We start from the raw sequence: 22,208 nt of genomic DNA, 5'->3' as shown, positions 1-22,208 counted from the left end.
GTGCGCAGACAAGTCCAGAGCATGGGACCGAGCCTGCTCCTGCCTGTTCGGCGATGTCCTGCGCAGCGTAAAAATGAGTCCGGCCTTCCCTGACGAATGCCCGGCCTTCTTAGCCTTGGGCCGCCATCGCCGTCACCCGTAATATTTTTTCGGACGAAACGAATGATCTGCGATCGGCTGCGTCTTGCAGATATCGGCCTGCGATCAGGGACAGGTCGACATAACATGGGGTAACAAAAAAATGACCTGTCGCAGCCTTTCGGCTCTGCTTCTCGCGTCCACCGTTCTCGCCACCGCCACTACCGCCGCTGCCCAGTCGGAAGAACAGACCCCCTCGGCAGTTCAGGCACAATCGCTCGATCAGCCCGGCGGCGACATCGTCGTCACCGCGCGCCGCCGCGAGGAAAGCGCCCAGACCGTTCCTGTGTCGGTCACTGCGTTCAATGCCGAAATGCTGCGCGAGAAGGCCGTCGTCAGCACGCAGGACCTAACCTACACGACGCCGGGCCTCAACGTCGCGCCGCAGACATCGCGCGATACGCCGTCCATCGTCATTCGCGGTCAGCGCCGCGCAACCGCAGGCGCCTCCGCGCCGTCGGTCGTGACCTACTTCGCCGACGTGCCGCTGCCCAACGAAGGCAGCATCGTGCCGACCTTCGACATCAGCTCGATACAGGTCCTGAAGGGCCCGCAGGGCACTCTGTTCGGCCGCAACACCACCGGCGGCGCGCTGCTGCTCTACCCCGTCGCGCCCAGTCACGATCTGGAAGGCTACGGGCAGGCCACGCTCGGGTCTTACAACGAGACGACGTTCGAGGGGGCGGTGAACCTGCCGATCGTCGCCGACCGCGTGGCACTGCGCGTCGCGGGCCAGATCGCCCGCCGTGACGGCTACACCAAGAACCATGGCACGGGCGGCGACCTCGACGATCGCCACAACGACGCCTTTCGCGCTTCGCTGCTGCTGGAGCTGATCGATGGCCTGAAGAACACAACCGTGTTTGACTGGTATCGTGCGCGTGAAAACGGCACTGGCACCGTGCTCAACGGCGTCTACCCGAACCCCGCCGTCAGTGGCGGCGGCACTGCCCGTACGGCTGCGAACCGTCCTTACTTCGACTGCGGCGTTGCCGGTTGCGACATCGACATCGCCTTAGCCGAGCAACAGGCGGCAGGCGTTCGCGACGTCAGCACCAGCATCGATCCCTATTCGCACCGCACATTCTGGGGCGTTGCCAACACTACCGAACTGGAAGTGGGCAAAGTCACGTTCAAGAACATCTTCGGCTATCGCCGCAGCAAGATTGCGGCGGCTCGCGACATGGATGGGACATACCTGCGCCTTTACGATGGCGTTTCCAATACCGACGTCGAGCAGATTTCCGACGAGTTCCAGATCCTCGGCTCCTTGCTGAACGATCGTCTGGATTGGATCGTCGGCGCTTTCTACCTCAAGAGCGACCCGACCGGGGTGAACGGCAGCGCGACCTATTCGGCCGTGATCCCGGGCAGGACCTTCACCTACAACGAGAACTACAACACATCGACCAGCAAGGCGCTGTTCGGCCAGATCGGCTATGCCTTCGGCGGTTTCGCAGAAGGTCTGCGTTTCAACGGCGGCTTCCGCTACACCTGGGACAAGTCCAGCGGCTGCTCGGTCGCGGCATTGGACACGGCGGATCGCATCGGCCCTGATGCCTGCGCCTCGCGCGGCGGCAAGACCGGTTCCGAGAGCTCCAAGGCACCGACCTGGACCCTGGGCTTCGACTACAAAGTTAACGACGACCTGTTCCTCTACATCACCAACCGTCGCGGCTACCGCTCGGCTGGCTTCAACCAGAGCGGCATGTCGCCCTACTTCGACGGTTTCGACACGTTCCAGCCCGAGAAGGTCACCGACTACGAGGCGGGCATCAAGAGCAGCTGGGAATTGGGCGGAGTGAAGGGCCGTTTCAACATCGCGGCCTATACCAGCAAGTACAACAACATCCAGCGCTCGATCTTCCCCGGTGCCGACTTCGACGGAGACGGCAATTCCGCCAACGACCCCAGCAGCCTGATCATCAATGCCGCCAAGGCGACGATCAAAGGCACCGAGTTCGACTTTTCGATCACGCCGACGAGCGGTTTCACCCTGTCCGGGTTCGGCGCCTACACCGACGCCAAATACGACGAGTACGACGCACCGGCCGCTTTCATCCCGTTGCTGGGCACCAACCCGGTCAACAACAAGTTCTCGTACACACCCAAGTGGACGATCGGCGGCGGCGCACGTTACGCGACCTATCTTGGCGACTTCGCGGAAATGGTGTTCAACGCCAACTGGTTCCACAGCACCAAGGTCTGGTACGTGGAGCGTCCGCTGGACACCAACGGCATCCAGAAGGCTTATGACACCGTCAACCTCAAGCTGGACTTCAACAATATCGAGGATCGCGGCATCGACCTCGGATTCTTCGTGCGCAACCTGTTCGACGTCACTTATGCTGCTGCCGGTGGCGTCGTCACGCCTTCGGTGACTTCAACCACGCTCGTCTACAACGAGCCGCGCGTGTTCGGTGCCCAGTTGCGCGTGTCGTTCGGCAAGCGCTGATCCCCTACCGGCCTGCGCGGATCGCCTGAGATCCGCGCAGGCACTCTTTCGATGTGCCTTTTCGACGAGGATGTAGCCCGATGAAATCCCGCCTTCGCACTGCTTTGTTTTCTTTTTCCGCACTTCTGGCCCCCACCCCCGCTCTGGCCGAGCCGCTCGCCGATGCCGATCGCAAGGAGATCCTTGCCGAAGTTGATCGCGGATCGCCCGCAATGGCGCGCAATGCGCTTCAGATCTGGTCGTGGGCCGAAGTCGGGTTTCAGGAGACGAAAAGCTCCGGCCTGTTGCAAAAGGACCTAAAGGCTGCCGGTTTCAAGGTGGCTGCCGGGGTCGCCGGGATGCCAACCGCCTTCATCGCCAGCTACAGGAACGGGGACGGACCTGTAATCGGCATTCTCGCCGAGTACGACGCCCTTCCTGGGCTCGCCCAAGCAGCAGAGCCGGAGCGCCGCGTGATCGACGGCATTGCCGGTCATGCCTGCGGCCACAACCTGTTCGGTGCGGCTTCGGTGGCCGCCGCCATCGCCACCAAGAACTGGATGGTCGCTCATGGCATCAAGGGCGAATTGCGAGTCTACGGTGCACCTGCCGAAGAAGGTGGCTCGGGCAAGGTCTTCCTCGTTCGTTCGGGCCTTACCAAGGACGTCTCCGCCATGCTGCACTGGCATGCCGGTGACGGCTATAGCGCGATGCAGGGTCATGCCCTCGCCAACGTCAGCGCCAAGTTCCGCTTCCACGGCCTCGCCTCCCACGCCGCCGCGGCGCCCGAGCGTGGCCGCTCCGCTCTCGATGGGGTGGAGGCGATGGACAACATGGTCAACATGATGCGCGAACACGTTCCGCAGGAAACCCGCATTCACTACGTCATCACCGATGGCGGCAAGGCGCCCAATGTCGTGCCGGATACGGCAGAGGTCTATTACTACGTGCGCCACCCCGACCAGCAGCAGGTCGCCGACATCATGGAGCGCGTGAAGAAGGCCGCTGAAGGCGCTGCGCTGGGCACGGGCACCACCGTGGAATACGATCAGATCGGCGGCACCTTCGATCTGTTACCCAACGATACGCTGGGCCACATGATGTACGACAACCTGAAGCAGGTTCCGCTGCCCACATACACGGTCGAGGAACAGGCGTTCATCGACAAGATCGCCACTACGCTGCCCAAGGGTGGCCGTAAGCAGGTATCAGGCGTCGCGCCTTATTCGAGCGGCGAGATTATGTCAGCCTCCACTGATGTGGGCGACGTCAGCTACACCACACCCACCGCGGGTCTTTCGACGGGCACCTGGGTTCCCGGCACGCCGCCGCACAGCTGGCAGGCCGTTGCCGCCAGCGGCGCCAGCATCGGCACCAAAGGTGCAGAGGTCGCCAGCAAAACGCTGGCGCTGACTGCGGCGCAGTTGTTCCAAAGCCCGGAAACGCTGGCAGCCGCGAAGAAGGAACTGGACGAACGACGTGGTGCGGACTTCGTCTACCACTCCCTGCTTGGCGATAAGGCGCCTTCGCTGGATTACCGCAAGGCCCCTGCCGCAAAGAACTGACCGGACCCATCCTGAACCCGGTTTCGCCCCTCCGGCGGAACCGGGTCCTTTTTCGGTCCTGACTACCCCCCTTCCGAAGAGAATTGCCTATGTCACGTCGCCTGACGACCTTCATCGTCGCCGGGATGGTTTCCGGCGTCTGCGCGGGATTTGCCGCAAACCAGCTTGTCGGCGACACGCCTGAAACAGCAAAGGAGGTCGCGAGCTACTTCCACCTTCTTGCCGATGTGTTCCTGCATCTGATCAAGATGATCGTCGCCCCGCTGGTGTTTTCGACACTGGTGGCAGGCATGGCCCATATGGGGGACAGCACGGCGCTGGGCCGCATAGGCGGGCGGGCAATGGCGTGGTTCCTGACCGCCAGCCTGCTTTCGCTTGCGCTGGGCCTTGCTTTGGTGAACCTGCTGGCTCCAGGCGAAGGGCTGCATCTGGTCCGCACCGGCGGCGCGGCGGCGGTCGATGCGCAGGCGCTGAACTTCCGCGACTTCGTGTTGCACGTCTTCCCCACGTCCATGGTGGGAGCGATGGCGGAGAACTCGATCCTGCAGATCGTCGTCTTCTCGATCTTCGTGGGCTTAGCCCTCACCGCGATCGGAGAGGATGGCAAACCCATCGTCATACTGATCGAAGCGATGGTGAAGATGATGCTGACCGTCACCGGTTATGTCATGCAGATGGCCCCGCTGGCCGTATTCGGCGCATTGGCGGCGGCGGTGACTAGCGAGGGGATCGGCGTGCTGGCCACGTTCGGTAAGCTTGTCGGATCGTTCTACCTTGCGCTGGGTTCGCTATGGCTTCTGCTGATCTGCGCGGGCAGTCTGTTTCTGGGACGGCAGATATTTGTTCTGCTGCGCCATGTGCGCGAACCGGTACTGCTGGCTTTCTCCACCGCGTCGTCAGAGGCCGCCTACCCCAAGATGCTGGAGCAGCTTGACCGGTTCGGCGTGCCCCGGCGTATCTACAGCTTCATCCTGCCACTGGGGTACAGCTTCAACCTCGACGGTTCGATGATGTATGCCACATTCGCTACGCTGTTCATCGCGCAGGCTTACGGCATCTACCTGCCGATCATGACGCAGATCACGATCCTGCTGGTGCTCATGGTGACCAGCAAAGGAATCGCCGCCGTACCCCGCGCATCGCTGGTCGTCGTGGCGGCCACATTGGGGCAGTTCGACCTGCCTGTGGAAGGGATCGCCTTCATCCTTGCCGTCGATCACTTTATGGACATGGGCCGTACCGCCACCAACGTGCTGGGCAATGCCATCGCGACAGCTGTCGTGAGCAAGTGGGAGCTGAAACGCCAAGGCGAACGATTGGCTGACGCATTGTTAGCTTAGCAAAAACGAGAAGAGAAATGCTTTCGCGCCCGACTGAATGCACCTTACTCCACAACGAGTCCGCAGAGTTCCGGTCCTACAGGCCCATTGCGCGGACTTACCGATAAATCAGACCATGGGTTATAGAAGCGATTATCGCCAGCGAATGGTGGCTTTCCGCGGGTTCGGGCAGTCCTTCCAGGAGCTGTGAACAGCGCAAGCTGGCCGCCAGCTGCCGTAACCGGATGAGGTGGATGGCTCCCGCTCGCGGCATCTAAGTGCCAAGATGGGTTTGCTGTCATGCAACCCGAGCAGAGGAGCCACCCGCCATGGAAATTAGCACGATCGGCCTCGATTTGGCCAAGAACATTTTTTCAGGTTCACGGTATCAGCGCGACCGGCGAGGTCGTCATTCGCAAAGCGCTGCGGCGATCGCAGCTGCTGCGACCTGGTGAAGATGAGGATAAGCGACATCGCTTGTGACCGCAAATTTCGGACACGGGCAACGATGGTTCAGCAAAAAACCGGGATTGCACACTGGCGCAGCGGCGATGCCTATCCGAGGCAACAGAATCAGCGAGCTGGCCGAAAGTGCTCTCATCCTCTGCACAGTCAGAACATCGCAAACCCGTCCCGTGTCAATCTGGTGCAGACGTCTTTCGCCGGCTGCATCAGGCTAGTCCGAGGCGATTTTTGGATCGGCGCGGCAGCCCCGCTTCCATTCACCGAAGAAGTGGGCAACAAGAGCGGCATGCTGCGCACACTCTATCCGCCGATCGAACCCTATGCCTCCGGAACGCTCGACACCGGCGAAGGCCACAGCATCTATTATGAGCGGTGCGGCACGCCGGGCGCAAAGCCTGCGGTCTTCGTGCATGGCGGCCCCGGCGGCGGGATTTCGCCGGCGCATCGCGGATTGTTCGATCCGGACCTCTACGATGTCATCCTGTTCGACCAGCGAGGCTGCGGCCGGTCGACGCCGCATGCATCGCTCGATGCCAACACGACTTGGCACCTTGTTGCAGACATCGAACGCCTGCGGGAGCTAGCGGGCGCCGAGCAATGGCTCGTGTTCGGCGGCTCCTGGGGCTCCACGCTTTCGCTGGCGTACGCACAAACGCATCCTGAGCGGGTGAGCGAACTGGTCCTGCGAGGCATCTACATGTGCTCCCGGGCTGAACTCGACTGGTTTTACCAGTTCGGTGTGTCACAGCTGTTTCCGGACAAATACGAGCGCCTGGTGGCGCCGATCCCCGAGGCCGAGCGAGGCGAAATTCTGCGCGCCTACCACCGGCGCCTGACAACGGGCTCGATGGAAGAGCAGATCGAGGCCGCGCGCGCGTGGAGTCTGTTCGAAGGGGAAGTCATTACCCTCCTACCCGACGCTGCGATCTCTCGGCAGCATGACGACGGACATTTCGCGCTCGCCTTCGCCCGGCTGGAGACCCACTATTTCGTGAATGACTGCTGGCTCGAGCCTGATCAGCTCTTACGCGGCGCGCATAAGCTTCGCGCTATTCCCGGGACGATCGTGCATGGGCGCTACGACATGCCCTGCCCCGCGCATTACGCATGGGCGCTGCACAAGGCCTGGCCCGAAGCCGACTTCCATCTGATCGAAGGCGCAGGTCATGCCTATTCCGAGCCGGGCATCCTGGACCGGCTGATCCGCACCACGGATCTGTACGCGAACAAGGCGAATGGCTGACCTCGGGGTGCCCCCCATCTGAGCCGCCATCCTGGACGATGCGCGAAGCCCGCGTGTCGGCCAAAGATGATATTGGAAAAATCGGCAAACTCGCTTCAGGTCGCAGTTCGCCTGCCGATCCAGAACCGCGGCGGGGCGGCTATCGGGACGGTGACGTCAGTCAGTACGTTAACGCTGATCCGTCCGTGTAGGGAAAACCGGCCCGCGCACGGTCATCCGCGTCTCGTCATACGGCCGCTGCAGCGCCGCGATTTCAGCGTAGGATCCGCGCAGCCAGAGATCGATGTCCCCGGGTTCCAGGATGGTGATCATCGCCTTGGGATGGATCGGCCTGACCAGCGCATTGGCGTCGCAGGTGACCATCGCGAAGCTGCCCCCGATCTGCGTCCGTTGCCAAAACCCCGCAACCGCGAACACGGGCTGATCTTTCACAGAAAACCACATCTCGCCTTTGAGCGGCGGCTTGCCGTCGCCAAGATCATGCTTGTCCGGGGTAAACTCACAGAACTCGGTCAGCGGCACGACGCAGCGGTTCTTCGGATCTGCGGCAAGCCGCTGCCACTGCGGCAAGCCGAGATTACGCACATTCGTCATCGGCCAGGCGCCCTGACCGCCCAGAACGTCCCAGCTCATCACGTCCCACCCTCGGACGCCGCCCTGCTCGCGGATCACGTAGGCCCGTCCCTTCGGCCTCAGCTCCTGCGGATCGAAGCGATTGTCGCGCGGCCTCTCGTCAAAGAGCGCAGCTACCGATCCCCACAGCGTCTCCGGCTCTCCCTTGAAGCGGGCACGGTTGCACATGGCATGTCTCCTGATCGATCGCTCCAGCTCGAGCCGCCCGGCAAGCTTATACCTGGCGCTGCTTCCGGCAAATGGAACGGCCAAAGAATTGCTCCCACGCCGCGCTACGCCGGCCCGCTCTCTTCATACCGCCCGGCAAGCCGCAGCTGGCGGACAATCCCGTTGAAGGCGGCCGTCACTCCCTGCGCCCTGCCGATTTCATTGTCCTGGCTGGCAGCATCCCAGTAGAGCTCGAGCGGCCAGCGCTCGCGGCAATGCGGAAGCAGACATCTCAGCGCCAGGCGAACCTCTACTGTGTCGACGCGGCCGTCGCTGCAGCGCGTGACACCGCCGCGCAGGATATGCAGCGAGAGCGCGATGATCACGCGGTGGTGTTTGGGAAGCGCAGCCACGGGTTCAATGGAAATCGTGCGACCTGAACCGCACGACCTCTTCGGGGTCGCGACCTTCGGCATGAGGCGGCCAATAGCTGTTCATCGGTTTTGGGGCCCAGGCCCGGTCGCCGCGATCGGGGCTGCCGGCATGGCGCGCGCCTTCACCCCGGCCGGTCCGGTGCGGGAAAGACATCTCACCAACGCGGTGCAGGAGGTCGCCGTGATCGACGATCCTGTCACAGATGACGTGGATCACCTCGCCTTCCTTCTGGACCTGTCCCTTGAGCCCGACCATCGAAGCGGACATCACCGTGCGGCGCTGCGCTTCGAAGCGGTCGGGCCAAAGAATGCCGTTAGCGATGCCCGTCTCGTCCTCGATGGTGATGAACAGCACCCCCTTGGCCGATCCCGGCTTCTGGCGCACGAGGATGATCCCAGCAACTTCAACCCTGCGGCCGTCGCGGATGTTCACAAGATCCGCGCAGCGGGTCACGCCGCGCCGCGTGAGCTCATCGCGGACGAAGGTCAGTGGGTGCGCCCGCAACGACAGCTGCAGCGAGCGATAGTCCTCGATCACTTCACGCCCATCTGCCAGCGGGCGCAGGTCCACTGCCGGCTCTTGCGCCTCGGCGCTGATCGCCTGCGCGGCCCGGTCCGCAGCGACGAAGAGCGGCAAAGGCGCTTCGCCAAGCCCCCTCACCTTCCACAGCCCTTGACGGCGATCGGCGCCGAAGGCGTGAAAGGCATCGGCATCGGCGAGCTTCTCGATCGCAGCACGGGGCACGCCCGAACGGCGCCAGAGGTCTTCGACGGATTCGAAGGGTGCGAGGCCGCGGGATGCGACTATCGCCGCGCCGTGCGCATTGGAAAGCCCGCGCACCTGACGCAGACCTAGACGCACCGCATGGTACCGGCTGTCCGTAGCCTCCAAAGAGCAATCCCACCGGCTGGCATTGATGCAAACCGGCCGTACCTCCACCCTGTGCTGACGGGCATCGGTGATGATCTGTGCCGGGGCATAGAAGCCCATGGGCTGCGCATTCATCAGCGCGGCGCAGAAGACGTCGGGATGGTGATGCTTCATCCAGCTCGAGGCATAGGAGATCTTCGCGAAGCTCGCCGCATGGCTCTCGGGAAAACCATAGGAGCCGAAGCCTTCAAGCTGGCGGAAGGTGCGCTCGGCAAAATCGCGCGGATAACCGCGCCCAACCATGCCCTCGATCAGCTTCTCGGAAAAATGCGAGACGCCGCCGGTCAGCTTGAAGGTGGCCATCGCGCGGCGCAATTGGTCGGCCTCTGCCGGGGTGAAGCCGGCGCCGACAATGGCAACCTTCATCGCCTGCTCCTGGAACAGGGGTACGCCAAGGGTCTTCTCCAGCACTGCACGCAGCTCGGGACGCGGATACTCGGGCTGTTCCTCCCCGCTACGGCGGCGGAGGTAGGGATGGACCATCTCACCCTGGATGGGACCGGGCCGCACGATGGCGACCTGAATGACGAGGTCGTAGAAGCGCTGCGGCTTCATGCGCGGCAGCATCGACATCTGCGCGCGGCTCTCGATCTGAAAGGTGCCGAGCGTATCGCCCTTCTGGATCATGGCATAGACGTCCGGATCATCGCCCTGCAGATCGGCAAGGCCGATGTGGATCCCCTTGGCCTCGCCGAGCAAGTTGAAGGCGCGGTTCATGCAGCCGAGCATGCCAAGGCCGAGGACATCGACCTTCATCATCTTCAAGGCATCGATGTCGTCCTTGTCCCACTCGATGATCTGGCGATCGGCCATGGCCGCAGGCTCGATCGGCACCAGGTCGTCGAGCCGGTCATGGGTGAGAACGAACCCGCCGGGATGCTGGCTGGACTGGCGCGGCACGCCGATCAGCTGACGGGCGAGATCAAGCGTCAGGCGCAGCCGCCGGTCCGACATGTCGAGGTTGAGTTCCGCCGCCTGCTTCTCGCCGACGCCTTCGGCCGACCAGCCCCAGACCAGCCCTGCCAGCGAGGAGGTCAGATCCTCCGGCAGCCCCAGCGCCTTGCCGACATCGCGCACGGCGCCGCGCGCACGGAACCGAGTGACGACGGCCGTGAGCGCCGCGCGGTCGCGGCCGTAGGTCTCGAAGATCCACTGGATGATCTCCTCGCGCCGCTCGTGCTCGAAATCGACGTCGATGTCGGGCGGCTCGCGCCGCTCGCCTGAAACGAATCGTTCGAACAACAGCTCGTGCTTGATGGGGTCGATTGAGGTGACCCCCAGCACAAAGCAGACGCAGGAATTGGCGGCAGAGCCCCGGCCCTGGCAGAGTATCCCCCGCCGCCGGGCTTCGCTGACGATCGCATGGACCGTCAGGAAATAGGGCGCGTAGTTCAGGTCGGCAATGAGCTTCAGCTCATGAGCGATCTGGTCCCGGTAGGCGGAAGGCGGATCACCGCCGAACATGGCATGGAGCGCTTCGTACGCCATCTTCTCCAACGCCTGCTGCGCGGTCAGCCCGTCGATCAGGCGCTCCTGGGGATAATTGTAGGTGAGTTCGCTCAGCGCAAAGGTGCAGGCCTCCGCGATCTCGACGCTGGCGCGCAGGGCTTCAGGATAAGCGGCAAAGCGGCGGACCATTTCTTCAGGGGACTTGAGGGCGCGGTCGGCGTTGACTTCCCGCCGATAGCCGAGTTCGTCGACGATGCAGCCGTGGCGGATCGCGGTAACCACGTCCTGCAGGAGGCGGGCGTCCGGCGCGTGGTAGAGGACATCGCCGGTAACCACCGCCCGGACGCCTGCTTCTGTGGCCTGCCGCGCAAGGGCATCGATGCGCAGCGCATCATCGGGCCGGCGGCGCTGGGACAGGGCCATGTAGCCGCGTTTGCCATAGACCTGGCGCAGATCGGCCAGCGCAGCGGCATTCTGCTCGCCGGCTTCATCTGGAAGCAGGATGGCGATCATCCCTTGCGACCAGGCTTCAAGGTCGTGCCAGTGCAGCTGGCATTTGCCCTTGCCCGCCCGGCGCTTGCCAATGGTGAGCAGGCGCGTCAGGCGCGACCAGGCGCGCTTGTCGGTCGGATAGAGCAGCAGGCCACGCCCGCAGCTCAGATCAATCCGGCTGCCGGCTATCAGCCGCACCCCGGTGACCTTCGCCGCTTCCCAGGCACGTACCACGCCCGCCACGCGCCCAAGATCGGCAACGCCCAAGGCCGGATAGCCGAGCATGGCCGCAGCAGAGAACAGCTCGTCCGGGCTTGAGGCTCCGCGCAGGAACGAAAAATGCGTGAGCACCTGGAGTTCGACATAGTCGCTCACGCGAAGACCCCGTGCATCCACCAGGTGAGATCGCCGGTATTGCTCTCCATGCCGTCGCCGCGGCGAAATACCCAGTAGCGCCCGCCATGCTCGTCCTCGACGCGGTAGTAGTCACGCACGGCCCAGACTTCGGCATCGCGGCGCCACCACTCACCGTGGATCCGTTCGGGCCCGTCACCTGCCACGACCTTATAAGCGCGGCCGCGCCATTCGAAGCGGCGGGGCGGCTGATCGGGCATCAGCGCCATGACCCGGTGCAAAGGTTCTGGCCGCGCGAACAGGCGTACGGGCCGCTGCCAGGACGGCCAAGTTCCGGGTGCCTCGATGGGGTTTACCGCCCTCACCGCCCGCTCCGGGACATGGCTCTCGGCAGGCGCGAGCCGGAATACACTTGCCGGGCCGATCCGGCCCGACACCACGTCAACGAGCCGGGCCGGATCACGCAGCGTAGTCTCACCGGTAAGGATGGCGCCAAGGTTTTCCGCGTCGAGCGCTTCGGTATGCGGCGCAAGCAGCCTGAACTGTTCCAGGCCTAGCCCCGGATCGATGCGGTCGATCCTGAGCTTCAGTAAGCGCAGCAGATGGGCGGCTTCGCGCGTCGGCCGCGAGGTGCCGATGGCGACGGTCTCCTCGCCGCCGTCGATCCGCAGCGCGATCAGGCGCAGTGAACGGGCGCCAAGCCCCCTGCTTTGGAGCAGCTGGGCCATGTCGGCCAAGAGGTCCTGCATGACCTGCGCGATCGCCTCGGCAGTGCCGATAGGCTCGAGCAGGCGGCGCTCGACCACAGGAACAACGACATCCTCGCGCGGCGTGATCGGCTCCGCCTTGCCGCCCAGCGCCTGATCGAGCCGCTCGATCGCGGCCATGCCGAGGCGTCGCGCAAGCGGACCGCGCGCGACAGGGAGCAGGTCAGCGATCGTCTCGAACCCGAACTTGCGCGCTGCACCCAGCGCGGTTTCCTCGAGCCGCAGCGCCGCCACCGGCAGCGGTGATAAGGCGCGCAGCACGCCGCCCGGCGGGGAGATGATGATATCCTCGCGGCCGTAGCGCGCGAGCGCATGGGCAGCACCCAGGGTATCAGCGATCGCGATCCGCGCCGTGAACCCGGCGCGGCGGCAGAAGGCCTGAAGCCGGCGGCAAAAGCGCGCCTCGCCGCCATGCAAGTGCGCCGCGCCGGTTAGATCCAGACAGATGCCATCCGGCGGCGAGACGGCGACGATCGGCGACCACCGGCGGATCCCGAACAAGGCGAGCCGATCGAGCAGCGCTGCGTCGGCACCCGGCTCGGCAGGGCGGAAATCGAGATCGGAGACCAGGGCACGGGCATGGGTCGCAGCCATACCGACCCGAATCCCGAGCGCGCGCGCTGCCGGGCACGCCGCGACGATCTCGTCCCGGCGGCCGACCTTGCCGATGAGTGCCAGCGGCTCCGCTGCGCCATAAGGAACAATGACGGCTTCGCCGGACGACGGGGGCGCCGGGCGCTTGAAGGGATGCTCGGCGGCTTCCGAGCGCCGGCCAAGCTCGCGCATGGGGGGCTGCGCGTGCAGCGGCAACGCGGCGATCTCCCGCACGACATCGCCGCGCGTGCGTGACTGTCCGCCCTCCCCGCCCTGCCCTTCTGCCCGCGCCCAGCGCGCACCGGGCCGCCACCCGCCGCCACGCGGGACAGAGCAGGCACCGGGGTTGTCATCGACGGGAAGCTGGAGCGCGCGGGGTTCAGGCCGCGGAGCGGCGAACCAGTCCTGCCGTCTCAGCCGTTCGATGGCCAGGTACGGCAGGAACAGCGAGACGGCCCGTCTCATCGCATCCCTCCAAGATCAGGGAAAAACCCTCGCCGCCGCGCTGGCGGGCGAGTTCGACAAGCCAGCGGCGCCGGCCGACGCCTGGGACACCGAGCCGCTCGGACGGCGCACTGGCAATGCGCCAGCGCGTCCAGGCTGCCGAAGGTTCGCCGAGCGGATCCCGGTTACGCCCGCGGTGACGCCGCAGCAGCAGCACCGGGATATCGGCTTCTGCCGCCGCCAGCTGCAGGCGGCGCGTCGCCACCATCGATACCTTGCTGGCCTCAGCAACCACCGCCGCCGGGGTGCCGTCCCGAACCGCGTCCTCGGCGACGGCAAGCAGCGCAGCTTCATCGCGCGGCTGCGCATGGATGACGTCAGCCGCGCGAAGTCCGGCCTGTTCCAGGCCGGGTGCATAAAGGTCGTTACGGCAGCTGATCCACAGTACCGGCGCCGCTGCAGAGCGAGCCTCACGCGCTGCTATTCCCGCAAAAAACAAGGTGGCGGCAGCATCGTCGACAAGCGAGCAGGTGAGCGCTGCAGCTTCGTGCAGAGCGCCGGCGCGCAGGCCTGCGCCCATCAATCGGCCGTCGAGATCCTCGAGGCCGAACGGCACCGTGCGAAACTCCGCAAGCGGAGACGCCAGGGTGCGCAGATGCTCGAGGCTGGGCAAGGTCGATGGTGATACCGGCTGCATGGACAATCTCGAGAATCAGGCTGTGTTCCCACTATGTTCTCACTCGGCGGGCGGCAGGGTCAAGGCGTTTGCGATGCGAGGAACCTACCTGCTCCGGGACAAGCCTGTGGATAGAGCTGTGTAACGACGGCCAGGCAGATGCCTTGATGACCTACCAACCGATTCCTTTTGTTCGATATTTGTTCTGATCGTGATACGCTCGCACCATGGGCGATTCAGCCATCAGAAAAATTATCCACGTCGACATGGACGCATTTTTTGCATGGGCGGCCAGAATCGCGAGCTACGCCCGAATAAGTATTCTATTTTAATAAGATTACCTGCGAATTCCACTTCACGGGAGTAACGTCACGCAAACCTGCGCAATCGCAGAGCAATCGCGGTGCGACTGCGACGCGCCACATGTCTCGGTTATTGGATGGCTAAAATTGCGCTTTCAACCATATAAGCCAGCCCAATCTGCTGCGACGATATCGGTACAAAGGCCATATTCTCTGGTTTGCGAATGTGCCGAATTTTGGCGGCGACATGGCTGTATCAGGCCTTGAAAGCTTATTTCCTCTATTGTGGCCCCCGAGTTGGAAGCCCCGAGCGCCTGCAAGGTTCACGCACGCCTGGAACGCCGCCCGGATCCCAAGCCCCGTCGAAACCGACTTTGTTTGAAAGCAGAGCGGACGGGGCTAACTGCGTCAGGTAGGTTCTGGCTGAGGGCAATCGTTATCGTCCATGGTTGCGCTGGCGGCCGCTTTGGCGCGAACGGCATCGGCGTGCCGGGTACGAGAACGACGGTAAAGGACCGTCCAGATTATCATGCCCCCTACCGCGACATAGCCGAGGATCGGTCCCACCACGAGGTACTGCTCGATCGTGAGCAGATAGATCAGAGCCACCGAGACGGCAAAGTCCGCCAGCAGGCCGATCCCCCAGACCAGCGTCATCACCATCACCGTGCGGCGCACCAATGCATCGTTACCCTTGGCATCGAATTCCGCCAGGGCCTGCTCCGATTGGCGCGCCATTGTCGCGCGGGCAAGCGGATAGATCAGGGGTTTGCCGATGGCCGCCGAGCCCAGGAAGGCAAGGGCGATTACGAGCGTCACCAGTTTCTCGCGCAGCTGCAGCATCTGTGCCGATCCGCCCCCAAAATAGGCAAGGGTCGAAAGGGCGATGCCGGCCACTGCAAGCACTGAAAGGGCATCGACCCGGCGGCTGCGCAGGAAGCTGCCGATGCCCCATAGCAGCGGCGGTATCGAGGACACGAGCAAGGCATTGATTTCGCCCCAGGGGTCCCGTGTCTGATGATAGATCGCCAGCGGAGCCGCGATATTGACCGCGCAGTCGAGCGCGAATGCAGGCCCACGGCGGCGGATCCAGTCCGAAATTCTTGTGCGGTTCATGAGGCTCTGCTCGATCGATCTGGGGGACAGGCGGTGCTCACTGCGCAGCGCCTTCGCCAATCCAGTTACCGTGAAATCCTGGCGGTATCCGATGCGGAAGATGAATGCTGGCAACCGGCGGCTCGGCGAAACGGCGGGCATCGAGAATCACGAGATCCGTCTTCTCTTTAGGCAGATCGACGACCAGGCCGATGAGCCAGCCGTGTCCTTCAGGCGCCTCGGCACTCTGCGGAACGAAGACGAATTCGCCGGGGAAGCGGCCCGGGCCGAAGTCGTGGACTTCATGGTCACCGGTCAAGACATCGTGAGCGAGAATGCGGGTGGCGCCGATGAACTGTCTGTGCGGAATTTGCGGGGTTGCGATGCTCCAGGTGAAGCGGTGAGGCTGGCCGAAGAAACGCTCGTCGATCCGCGGAAACTCCTGCGCGGCGGTGTCCAGCGTCTGAACGTTGACGCTTCGGCTCGCCGGATCGACCGTCCAACGCTCCAAGCCGCGGCAGCGCGAACTCGGCCCTGCCGCGCCGTCATCGAACATGCTCTCGTAGACGCACAGGTAGATGACGACTTCACCACTGGGCGCGTCATACGCGTTGGCGACGTGAAATGCGTAGCCAGGGGCCACTGGACACCAGATGATATCGTCCTGGGTGCCGCTGCGAGGCATAAGCCCCACGCGGGCCTGATGACTGGAATTCCAACGGTATGGGAAGCCATGACCTTCGATTAGCGTCTTCATGGAGAAGGTGACCGGCAAGTCGAGGATTACCACAAAGCGCCTCGTAATCGCGCAGTCGTGGATCATCGGCCCATGCTGCACCGAAATCGGCTCTTCGCGAATGACCGTGCCGGCGTCACTGATCACGACATGGCGGATCGTGCCCGGGTCGCGGCCATCATAGCAGATCGCGTGGTTCTCGCCCGTGCAGGGATCGCGATGGGGATGAGCGGTGAAGCTGCCTTTCAAGGATCCGTCGAAGGGATTGTAGGTCTGGTCATCCAGATCCTCGCCTAGTTCGACGGGAAAACTGCCGCCCTCCACCAGCGCAAACGTTCGGCCGGCGATCTCGGTCACATTCGTGTTCACCGTATCGAACCGGTGCCGGGGTCCCGGCGCAGGTGTCGTCCCGAGCGCCTTGGCAACGGCGGTGGAACGGATCCAACGATTGCGATACCACAGAGCCTTGCCGTCCTCGATGGCAAGACCATGCACCATGCCGTCACCGATGAACCAATGATAGGACGCCGGATCGGGTTCGACAGGATTGGGTCCGATGCGCAGGTAGCGACCGTTCAAACCCGACGGAATGGTACCCGTCACCGCCAGTTCGTGCAGCGTCAATTCCTCCTTCATCGGTGCGTGAATACCGGTGAGGAATGGATTGCCGTCAACCGGCGCAGCCAATCGCTTGCGGTTGAAGGCTGCGAGTGTTTCCACCCCTTTGGCGACGGTATCGCGGATCAAGGTTTCGATAGGGCTTCCCATGATCACCTCCAATGTTTACGCTGTTATCATGAGCAGAAATAGTAACAGTGTCAACATCGAAAAAAAGCCTTACCATCATGGTGATCTGCGCCAAAGCCTGATCTCGGAAGGGTTGCGGATGCTCGGCGAACGCGATGCCGATTCGCTGTCCCTTCGCGAACTCGCACGTGCGGTCGGGGTGAGCGCCACTTCGGTCTACCGCCACTTCCCGGACAAGGAAGCGCTGATGACCGCCCTGGCGCTTGAGGGCCTTGCGCAGCTGGGCGCGGCGCAGCGGACCGCCTCGGAGGCCGTCGGTGGCGGCGCCGCCGGTTTCAGGGAAACTGGCCGTGCCTATGTCCGCTTCGCGCTGGCCAATCCGGCACTCTTCCGCCTCATCTTTGCCTCACCAGCGCTTCTGGTCGGCGGCGTGAAGAGCGACCTTGGTTCCGAGGCGCACGATCTACTGCAGGCCAACGCCGCCGCTGCCGCTGCGCGCGGTGGCGGCAAGCCGGAGGTTCAGGCGGTACAGGCCTGGGCGCTTGTCCACGGTCTCGCCATGCTCATGCTCGATGGACAAGTGGCAGTCGACGATGAACTCATAGACAAGGCCATCTGCTGACGCCGGCCCACGGGGCTGAATTCAGTGCGGCCAAGGTTAACCCCCCGACAGCGGTTTGTCGGCGCGCTTCACTCGGCGATCCGTTCAAGAAAAGCTTCGCGGGCGAGCGCGGCATCGAGACCATCGATCGCCTTGGCGAGACTTCCTGCTTCATCACCGATCGCTCGCGCCGCTGATGCCAAAAAGGGTCGTAGAGCCGTGACCAACGCCTTGCCGCTTGCAGTGAGGTAGATCGTTCGTCGCCAACGGTCAGCTTCGTCCGCTTCCAGTGAAACGAAGCCGGGCGATCCCGAGACACTTTTGCCTGAACGACAGCGGCGTGCGCGCTTCCCCGCGACGATGCGATTTCGCCGACCGAAAGTGGTCCGTAACGGTCGACAAGGTTAAGCGGGCCGAACCAGCGCTGTTCGAAGTCCACTCCGTGCCTTCAGTAAGAAAGTAGGACATCGCGATCGATGGCCTCGGAGAGGCGGCACGGCCACGCACCAAGCGCGGCACCTTTGCAGCTTCGCGCATAATTCCGAGGGAGACGGCGGGCCTGGCGGCGGCGGCACAACCGGAAGCGCCGCCACGTGAAATGGTGATAGACTTGGCAGGAGTGAAAGCCCTCCATCGCAGGCAGGTCGATACATGCCTCGCGCTGCTCGAGCCCAACCATACGCTGTTCCTCGGATCGTCGAATGCCCTGTGGAGCCTTGCGTCAGCCAAGGTCCTTGGCCGGAAGGAAGCGGCACGGTAATTCTATACGGCTTATCCCGTCAAAGAGCCGGGAGAGGCAAGCGCATTGCGAGCACTCTTGGAGCTGGGTTGATCCCTACTCCATGGGTACGCCGCGCCCAAGCCGAAATGGCACATAGTCCCAATGCCGTTAGCCTTCTTGCCGTGAAGCCCTGAGGACACAGCTCCCGGGCACAGATCCCAAACGCATAGCGCAGGCGCCGCACGGGCCCATTCCCCGGAGCCATGAGGGCACAGCGCCGGGACGGCCTCTGGACGCGTGCGCCGAAGCCCAACGTCCCTCGCTGGGGCCCGCTGTTCGACGACGGTCGAAACTCAGGAAACCACAGCGTCCCCAAGGCATGAAGGCGATTGGTTCGTCGATCGCAAAACCGTGGTTCTCTAGGCTGTGAACCCATTAATTTTAGCGCAATGAAGCTGCGCAGTTTGATGCCCGGAGGCCGGCTAATCAGCTCAAATATTCCAAGTGGATGAGTGGATATGGCCTGCCCTGTCCGTCGATCGGCGAACGGCCTGTCTGCGTAAATCCCATTCGTTCATAGAAGCGAACAGCTTGATCATTCTGCTCGTTGACATCGGTTGTCATTTTCGGATGAAGCCTGAGGCCATGCTGCACAAGGGCAGCACCAATACCGGTTCCGCGCCAGGCGGGATCAACGAATAGCGCCTCCATGTGCCGGTCGGCGATCAGCATGAAGGCAAGCGGGTAGTCGTTTTCATCAACCGCTAGCCAGAGTGGAGCGTGCGGAAGGAAACCGCACACCATTTCATCAATGGCGAGGCGATCCTCAGGCGTTAGAAAGTGATGAGTAGCGTCAACTGCTCCTCGCCAAATTTCGATGATGCGGGTGCCCTCGTCGGGGCGGGAAGGTCGGATCATAATCATGGTCTCCGGCTACAATGCTTAGATCCAGTGAGTAAAGCGAGTCGCTGAATAGGCTTACATTTCCCCGCCAAATCTGATTCAGGCTCGCCATGAGCCGTTATGACCTGACCGACTTCGAGTGGCGTATGATTGAGCCGCTGCTGCCCAACAAACCGCGAGGCGTGCCGCGCGTAGATGATCGTCGCGTTCTGAATGGCATCTTCTGGGTGCTTCGATCCGGTGCGCCGTGGCGTGACCTGCCCGAACGCTATGGTCCGCGCACCACCTGCTACAACCGTTTCGTGCGATGGCGGAAGGCCGGGGTGTGGGACCGGATGATGGACACCATCACCGCCGCGCACGATGGCGACATCCAGATGATCGACAGCACTTCCGTTCGCGCTCACCAACAGGCCGCGACGGCAAAAAGGGGGATCGAGATCACTGCCTCGGTCGCTCCCGAGGCGGCCTCACGACCAAAATCCACGCGGTCGTCGATGGCCAGGGCCTGCCGATCCGACTGAAGCTTTCCGCCGGGCAAAGCCATGATGGTCAAGCCGCTGGCGATCTGCTGGACCATGTTGGTGCCGGAACAATCGTGCTCGCGGACAAGGCATATGATGCTGATCGCATCCGGGCATCTCTCCGCGAGAAAGGAGCCTTCGCCAATATCCCACCCAAGGTCAACCGGCGGTCGAAACCGTACTTCAGCACATGGCTGTATCGTGAGCGCAACCTCATCGAGCGCTTCTTCTCCAAGCTGAAGCACTTCCGCAGGGTCGCAACCCGCTACGACAAGCTGGCCGAGAACTTCCTCGCCATGGTTCAGTTGGCCTCGATGCGCCTATGGCTTCGAGTTTATGAGTCTACGGCCTAATCTACTTTTCGCCCGGTACCGCTAATCGGTCCGCGGCTCCTCATTGTCAAAAGGAACCGTCAGAGCCGCACCGCCGGCTGCGCAGGCGAAGCGCCCAGCCGAGAACGACGCCGCAGCCCTCCCCTGCCCTGCCGTCTTAACGCCTCTTAAATCACCCTCTCCCCAAGCCGCCCTGAAATCCTTGACGAGCGCAAGCAAACTACCCAAGCAATGGCTTCTGCTTCGCATCCGGCCGAACATGGTAGCCAGTCGAAAGCCGAAACCGTAGACCGGTCATGCGCCGATCTTACATTATGCAACACATATGATAGCATCTATCAGGTCCGCACGCCCGGATATCCGCCCGTCAGGTCCCGCACCTTTGCTCGGATAGCACTTCCAACATCAGCGATGGACGCCGGTCCCCCCCGGTGGCTGAGCGATTACGGACGAAATCTCGAAATCCGTTCCGTCGATCCAGAACGCCGCCGGTCGAAGTTGAATTGCGCGAAGCGATACCCTTCCGCCAAGTCGGGCCGCGCAATCGGGAGGAAGAAATGGATCGTCGTCAAATTCTTGGCTTTGCCGGAGCGGCATTCTCCGCCGCGGCATTCGCGCCGGTACACGCCTTCGCCGACGCCGCCAAAGGCGCGCAGGTTGCAACCGGAGGGTTGCTCATCGACGGCAACTTGATGCCTCCCCTCGATCCGGACGCCCCTCTCGACGATGCATATGCCGCGCTCGTCCGCTCCTCGGGTCTCACCGCCCTCAAGATGACGCTTGGAGGAAGCGGAAATCTCGACAAGGCACAGACCGATGTCGATATCGCCGATATCGCCAAGGCCATAGATAAAAACCCGCAGCTATTTACGCGCATTCGGTCTTTCTCCGACTTCGGTGAAGCCAAGCGGACCGGAAAAGTGGGCATCATCTTTTCCTTCGAGGCCGGAGAGATGCTCGAGGGCAAAATCGAAAACATCGACCACTTCCGGCAGGCCGGCGTGCTCGTGATGGGTCTAACCTACAACCGGGAGACCCCATTCGGCTCTGGGGTGCTGGCCAAGAACCCGAAGGGCCTGACGCGGCTCGGGCACGAGGCGGTCGCGAGGATGAACGCACTTGGCGTGTCGATCGACATCAGCCACTGCGACGAAGCGACCAGCTTCGCAGCCATCTCCGCATCCCGCGTCCCGGTACTCGTAACCCACGCAGGCTGCGCTGCAGTGCACAGTCACCCCCGCAACAAATCGGATGCTCTGCTTCGTACGCTAGCCAAGAATGGTGGAGTCGTCGGCATATACGAGCTGAGCTTTCTCGTTCCCTACCCCGAACAGCCCGATATCGCGGCGTACATCGCGCATCTCGACCACGCCTTGAGAGTCTGCGGGGAGGATCATGTCGGTATCGGCACCGATGGTTCGCTGACGCCGTTCGACACGTCCCCTGAAAGCATGGCTACCTGGAACGAGGAAATCGAGAGGCGCAAGAGATCAGGTGTATCCGCTCCGGGGGAAGGTCCGCCGCCTTTCGTAATCGGGCTCAACCGGCCAGACCGCTATTCGGTGATCGCGGATGCCATGGCAGCGCGTGGCTATCGCGCTCGCACGATCGAAAAAGTCCTGGGCGAGAACTTTGCGCGAGCTTTTGCAGATACGTGGAAGGCTGGTCCGCAAACCGTCTGACGAGCGGCGAGCGCGTCAATTTCATGAATTGCAACCAGATCGAGCAATACTGGTTGCACTCCTTGCATTTGCGAAAACGCGCCGCGACCGACATATGTGCAGTGCCTTTCAGGCATCCTCTCCTAAAGACTTTCCAAGCCGGCCCTTGTGGCCGGCTTTTTTTCAGCGTTCCGCCTAGCCGCCTGCTTGGCCGTATCGCCGCCGTGGGCCTTAGTGCCTGACTCCGAAGTTTCTCAAACGTAGCAATACCTTGCGGTTCTGGGTAAGCATGCGGATAGAGGCTATCGTCGCCAATGCCGTGAAGGATGCGATGGTGGTCTCCCAGTCTTTGGCAAGGCGGCGGCATCGGCCAAGCCATGCGAAGGTGCGTTCGACGACCCATCGGCGAGGGAGAACCTGAAAGTCCTTCGCCTTGTCCGAACGTTTGATGATTTCGATCGTCCAGGCACCTGATACGGTCAGGGCGGCACGAAGCTTGTC

16 protein-coding genes and 1 pseudogene are annotated in these 22,208 nt (G+C 62.8%); 8 read left to right on the top strand and 9 right to left on the bottom strand.

Annotated elements, in window-relative coordinates:
- Positions 1-241 precede the first annotated feature (241 nt).
- From EDF58_RS24705 to pip, 5 genes and pseudogenes are all read left to right on the top strand, one after another.
- Complete coding sequence (locus EDF58_RS24705) at positions 242-2,593, top strand: TonB-dependent receptor (protein WP_132270346.1); 2,352 nt, start codon at positions 242-244, stop codon at positions 2,591-2,593.
- 80 nt (positions 2,594-2,673) lie between these two features.
- Positions 2,674-4,137: an amidohydrolase gene (locus EDF58_RS24700; protein ID WP_132270345.1), complete on the top strand. Its 1,464-nt coding sequence runs from the start codon at positions 2,674-2,676 to the stop codon at positions 4,135-4,137.
- 89 nt (positions 4,138-4,226) lie between these two features.
- Positions 4,227-5,477, top strand: coding sequence for a dicarboxylate/amino acid:cation symporter (locus EDF58_RS24695; RefSeq protein WP_132270343.1), 1,251 nt, complete (start codon positions 4,227-4,229; stop codon positions 5,475-5,477).
- A gap of 308 nt (positions 5,478-5,785) precedes the next feature.
- Positions 5,786-5,900, top strand: a pseudogene (locus EDF58_RS24690) (IS110 family transposase); the annotation flags it as partial.
- A gap of 307 nt (positions 5,901-6,207) precedes the next feature.
- Positions 6,208-7,164: a prolyl aminopeptidase gene (gene pip, locus EDF58_RS24685; protein WP_132270362.1), complete on the top strand. Its 957-nt coding sequence runs from the start codon at positions 6,208-6,210 to the stop codon at positions 7,162-7,164.
- Between the two features lie 168 nt (positions 7,165-7,332).
- On the opposite strand, the gene EDF58_RS24680 is transcribed toward pip, so the two are convergent.
- The 7 genes from EDF58_RS24680 to EDF58_RS24650 all read right to left on the bottom strand — a co-directional run bounded on the left by EDF58_RS24680 (position 7,333) and on the right by EDF58_RS24650 (position 16,986).
- The gene (locus EDF58_RS24680) at positions 7,333-7,965 is read right to left on the bottom strand and encodes an SOS response-associated peptidase family protein (protein ID WP_132270341.1); all 633 of its coding nucleotides are present in this window, start codon (positions 7,963-7,965) and stop codon (positions 7,333-7,335) included.
- Positions 7,966-8,069: 104 nt separating this feature from the next.
- Positions 8,070-8,330 (bottom strand): hypothetical protein, encoded by a 261-nt coding sequence (locus EDF58_RS24675; RefSeq protein ID WP_243654493.1) that lies wholly within the window; start codon positions 8,328-8,330, stop codon positions 8,070-8,072.
- A gap of 31 nt (positions 8,331-8,361) precedes the next feature.
- Positions 8,362-11,625, bottom strand: coding sequence for an error-prone DNA polymerase (locus tag EDF58_RS24670; protein ID WP_132270337.1), 3,264 nt, complete (start codon positions 11,623-11,625; stop codon positions 8,362-8,364).
- Complete coding sequence (locus tag EDF58_RS24665) at positions 11,622-13,157, bottom strand: DNA polymerase Y family protein (protein WP_132270358.1); 1,536 nt, start codon at positions 13,155-13,157, stop codon at positions 11,622-11,624. The genes EDF58_RS24670 and EDF58_RS24665 overlap by 4 nt, the downstream gene beginning before the upstream one ends.
- A gap of 187 nt (positions 13,158-13,344) precedes the next feature.
- On the bottom strand, positions 13,345-14,106 hold the full coding sequence (locus EDF58_RS24660) for a protein ImuA (RefSeq protein ID WP_207913161.1): 762 nt from the start codon (positions 14,104-14,106) through the stop codon (positions 13,345-13,347).
- A 689-nt stretch (positions 14,107-14,795) separates the two neighbouring features.
- Positions 14,796-15,503 (bottom strand): VC0807 family protein, encoded by a 708-nt coding sequence (locus tag EDF58_RS24655; protein WP_165921578.1) that lies wholly within the window; start codon positions 15,501-15,503, stop codon positions 14,796-14,798.
- A 37-nt stretch (positions 15,504-15,540) separates the two neighbouring features.
- Complete coding sequence (locus EDF58_RS24650) at positions 15,541-16,986, bottom strand: carotenoid oxygenase family protein (RefSeq protein WP_132270334.1); 1,446 nt, start codon at positions 16,984-16,986, stop codon at positions 15,541-15,543.
- On the opposite strand from EDF58_RS24650, the gene EDF58_RS24645 reads away from it, so the two are divergent.
- A complete protein-coding gene (locus tag EDF58_RS24645; protein ID WP_132270356.1) occupies positions 16,985-17,587 on the top strand; it encodes a TetR/AcrR family transcriptional regulator in 603 nt (200 codons plus the stop codon). The genes EDF58_RS24650 and EDF58_RS24645 overlap by 2 nt on opposite strands.
- Before the next feature lie 1,186 nt (positions 17,588-18,773).
- On the opposite strand, the gene EDF58_RS24640 is transcribed toward EDF58_RS24645, so the two are convergent.
- Positions 18,774-19,205, bottom strand: coding sequence for an acetyltransferase (locus EDF58_RS24640; protein WP_347812913.1), 432 nt, complete (start codon positions 19,203-19,205; stop codon positions 18,774-18,776).
- A 95-nt stretch (positions 19,206-19,300) separates the two neighbouring features.
- On the opposite strand from EDF58_RS24640, the gene EDF58_RS24635 reads away from it, so the two are divergent.
- A protein-coding gene (locus EDF58_RS24635) for an IS5 family transposase (RefSeq protein WP_132270331.1) occupies positions 19,301-20,067 on the top strand; the annotation gives its coding sequence in 2 pieces (ribosomal slippage) (positions 19,301-19,613 and positions 19,613-20,067; 768 coding nt in all).
- Between the two features lie 536 nt (positions 20,068-20,603).
- The gene (locus EDF58_RS24630) at positions 20,604-21,728 is read left to right on the top strand and encodes a membrane dipeptidase (protein ID WP_132270329.1); all 1,125 of its coding nucleotides are present in this window, start codon (positions 20,604-20,606) and stop codon (positions 21,726-21,728) included.
- A gap of 210 nt (positions 21,729-21,938) precedes the next feature.
- Here EDF58_RS24630 and EDF58_RS24625 read toward each other — a convergent pair.
- Positions 21,939-22,208: transposase (locus tag EDF58_RS24625; protein WP_165921577.1), on the bottom strand; the 270-nt coding region annotated here is incomplete at its 5' end.

The organism is Novosphingobium sp. PhB57, assembly GCF_004342985.1.
Taxonomy (GTDB): domain Bacteria; phylum Pseudomonadota; class Alphaproteobacteria; order Sphingomonadales; family Sphingomonadaceae; genus Novosphingobium.
Note: the sequence above shows the minus strand (reverse complement) of the source record. Positions and strands in the feature narration are given on the sequence as shown.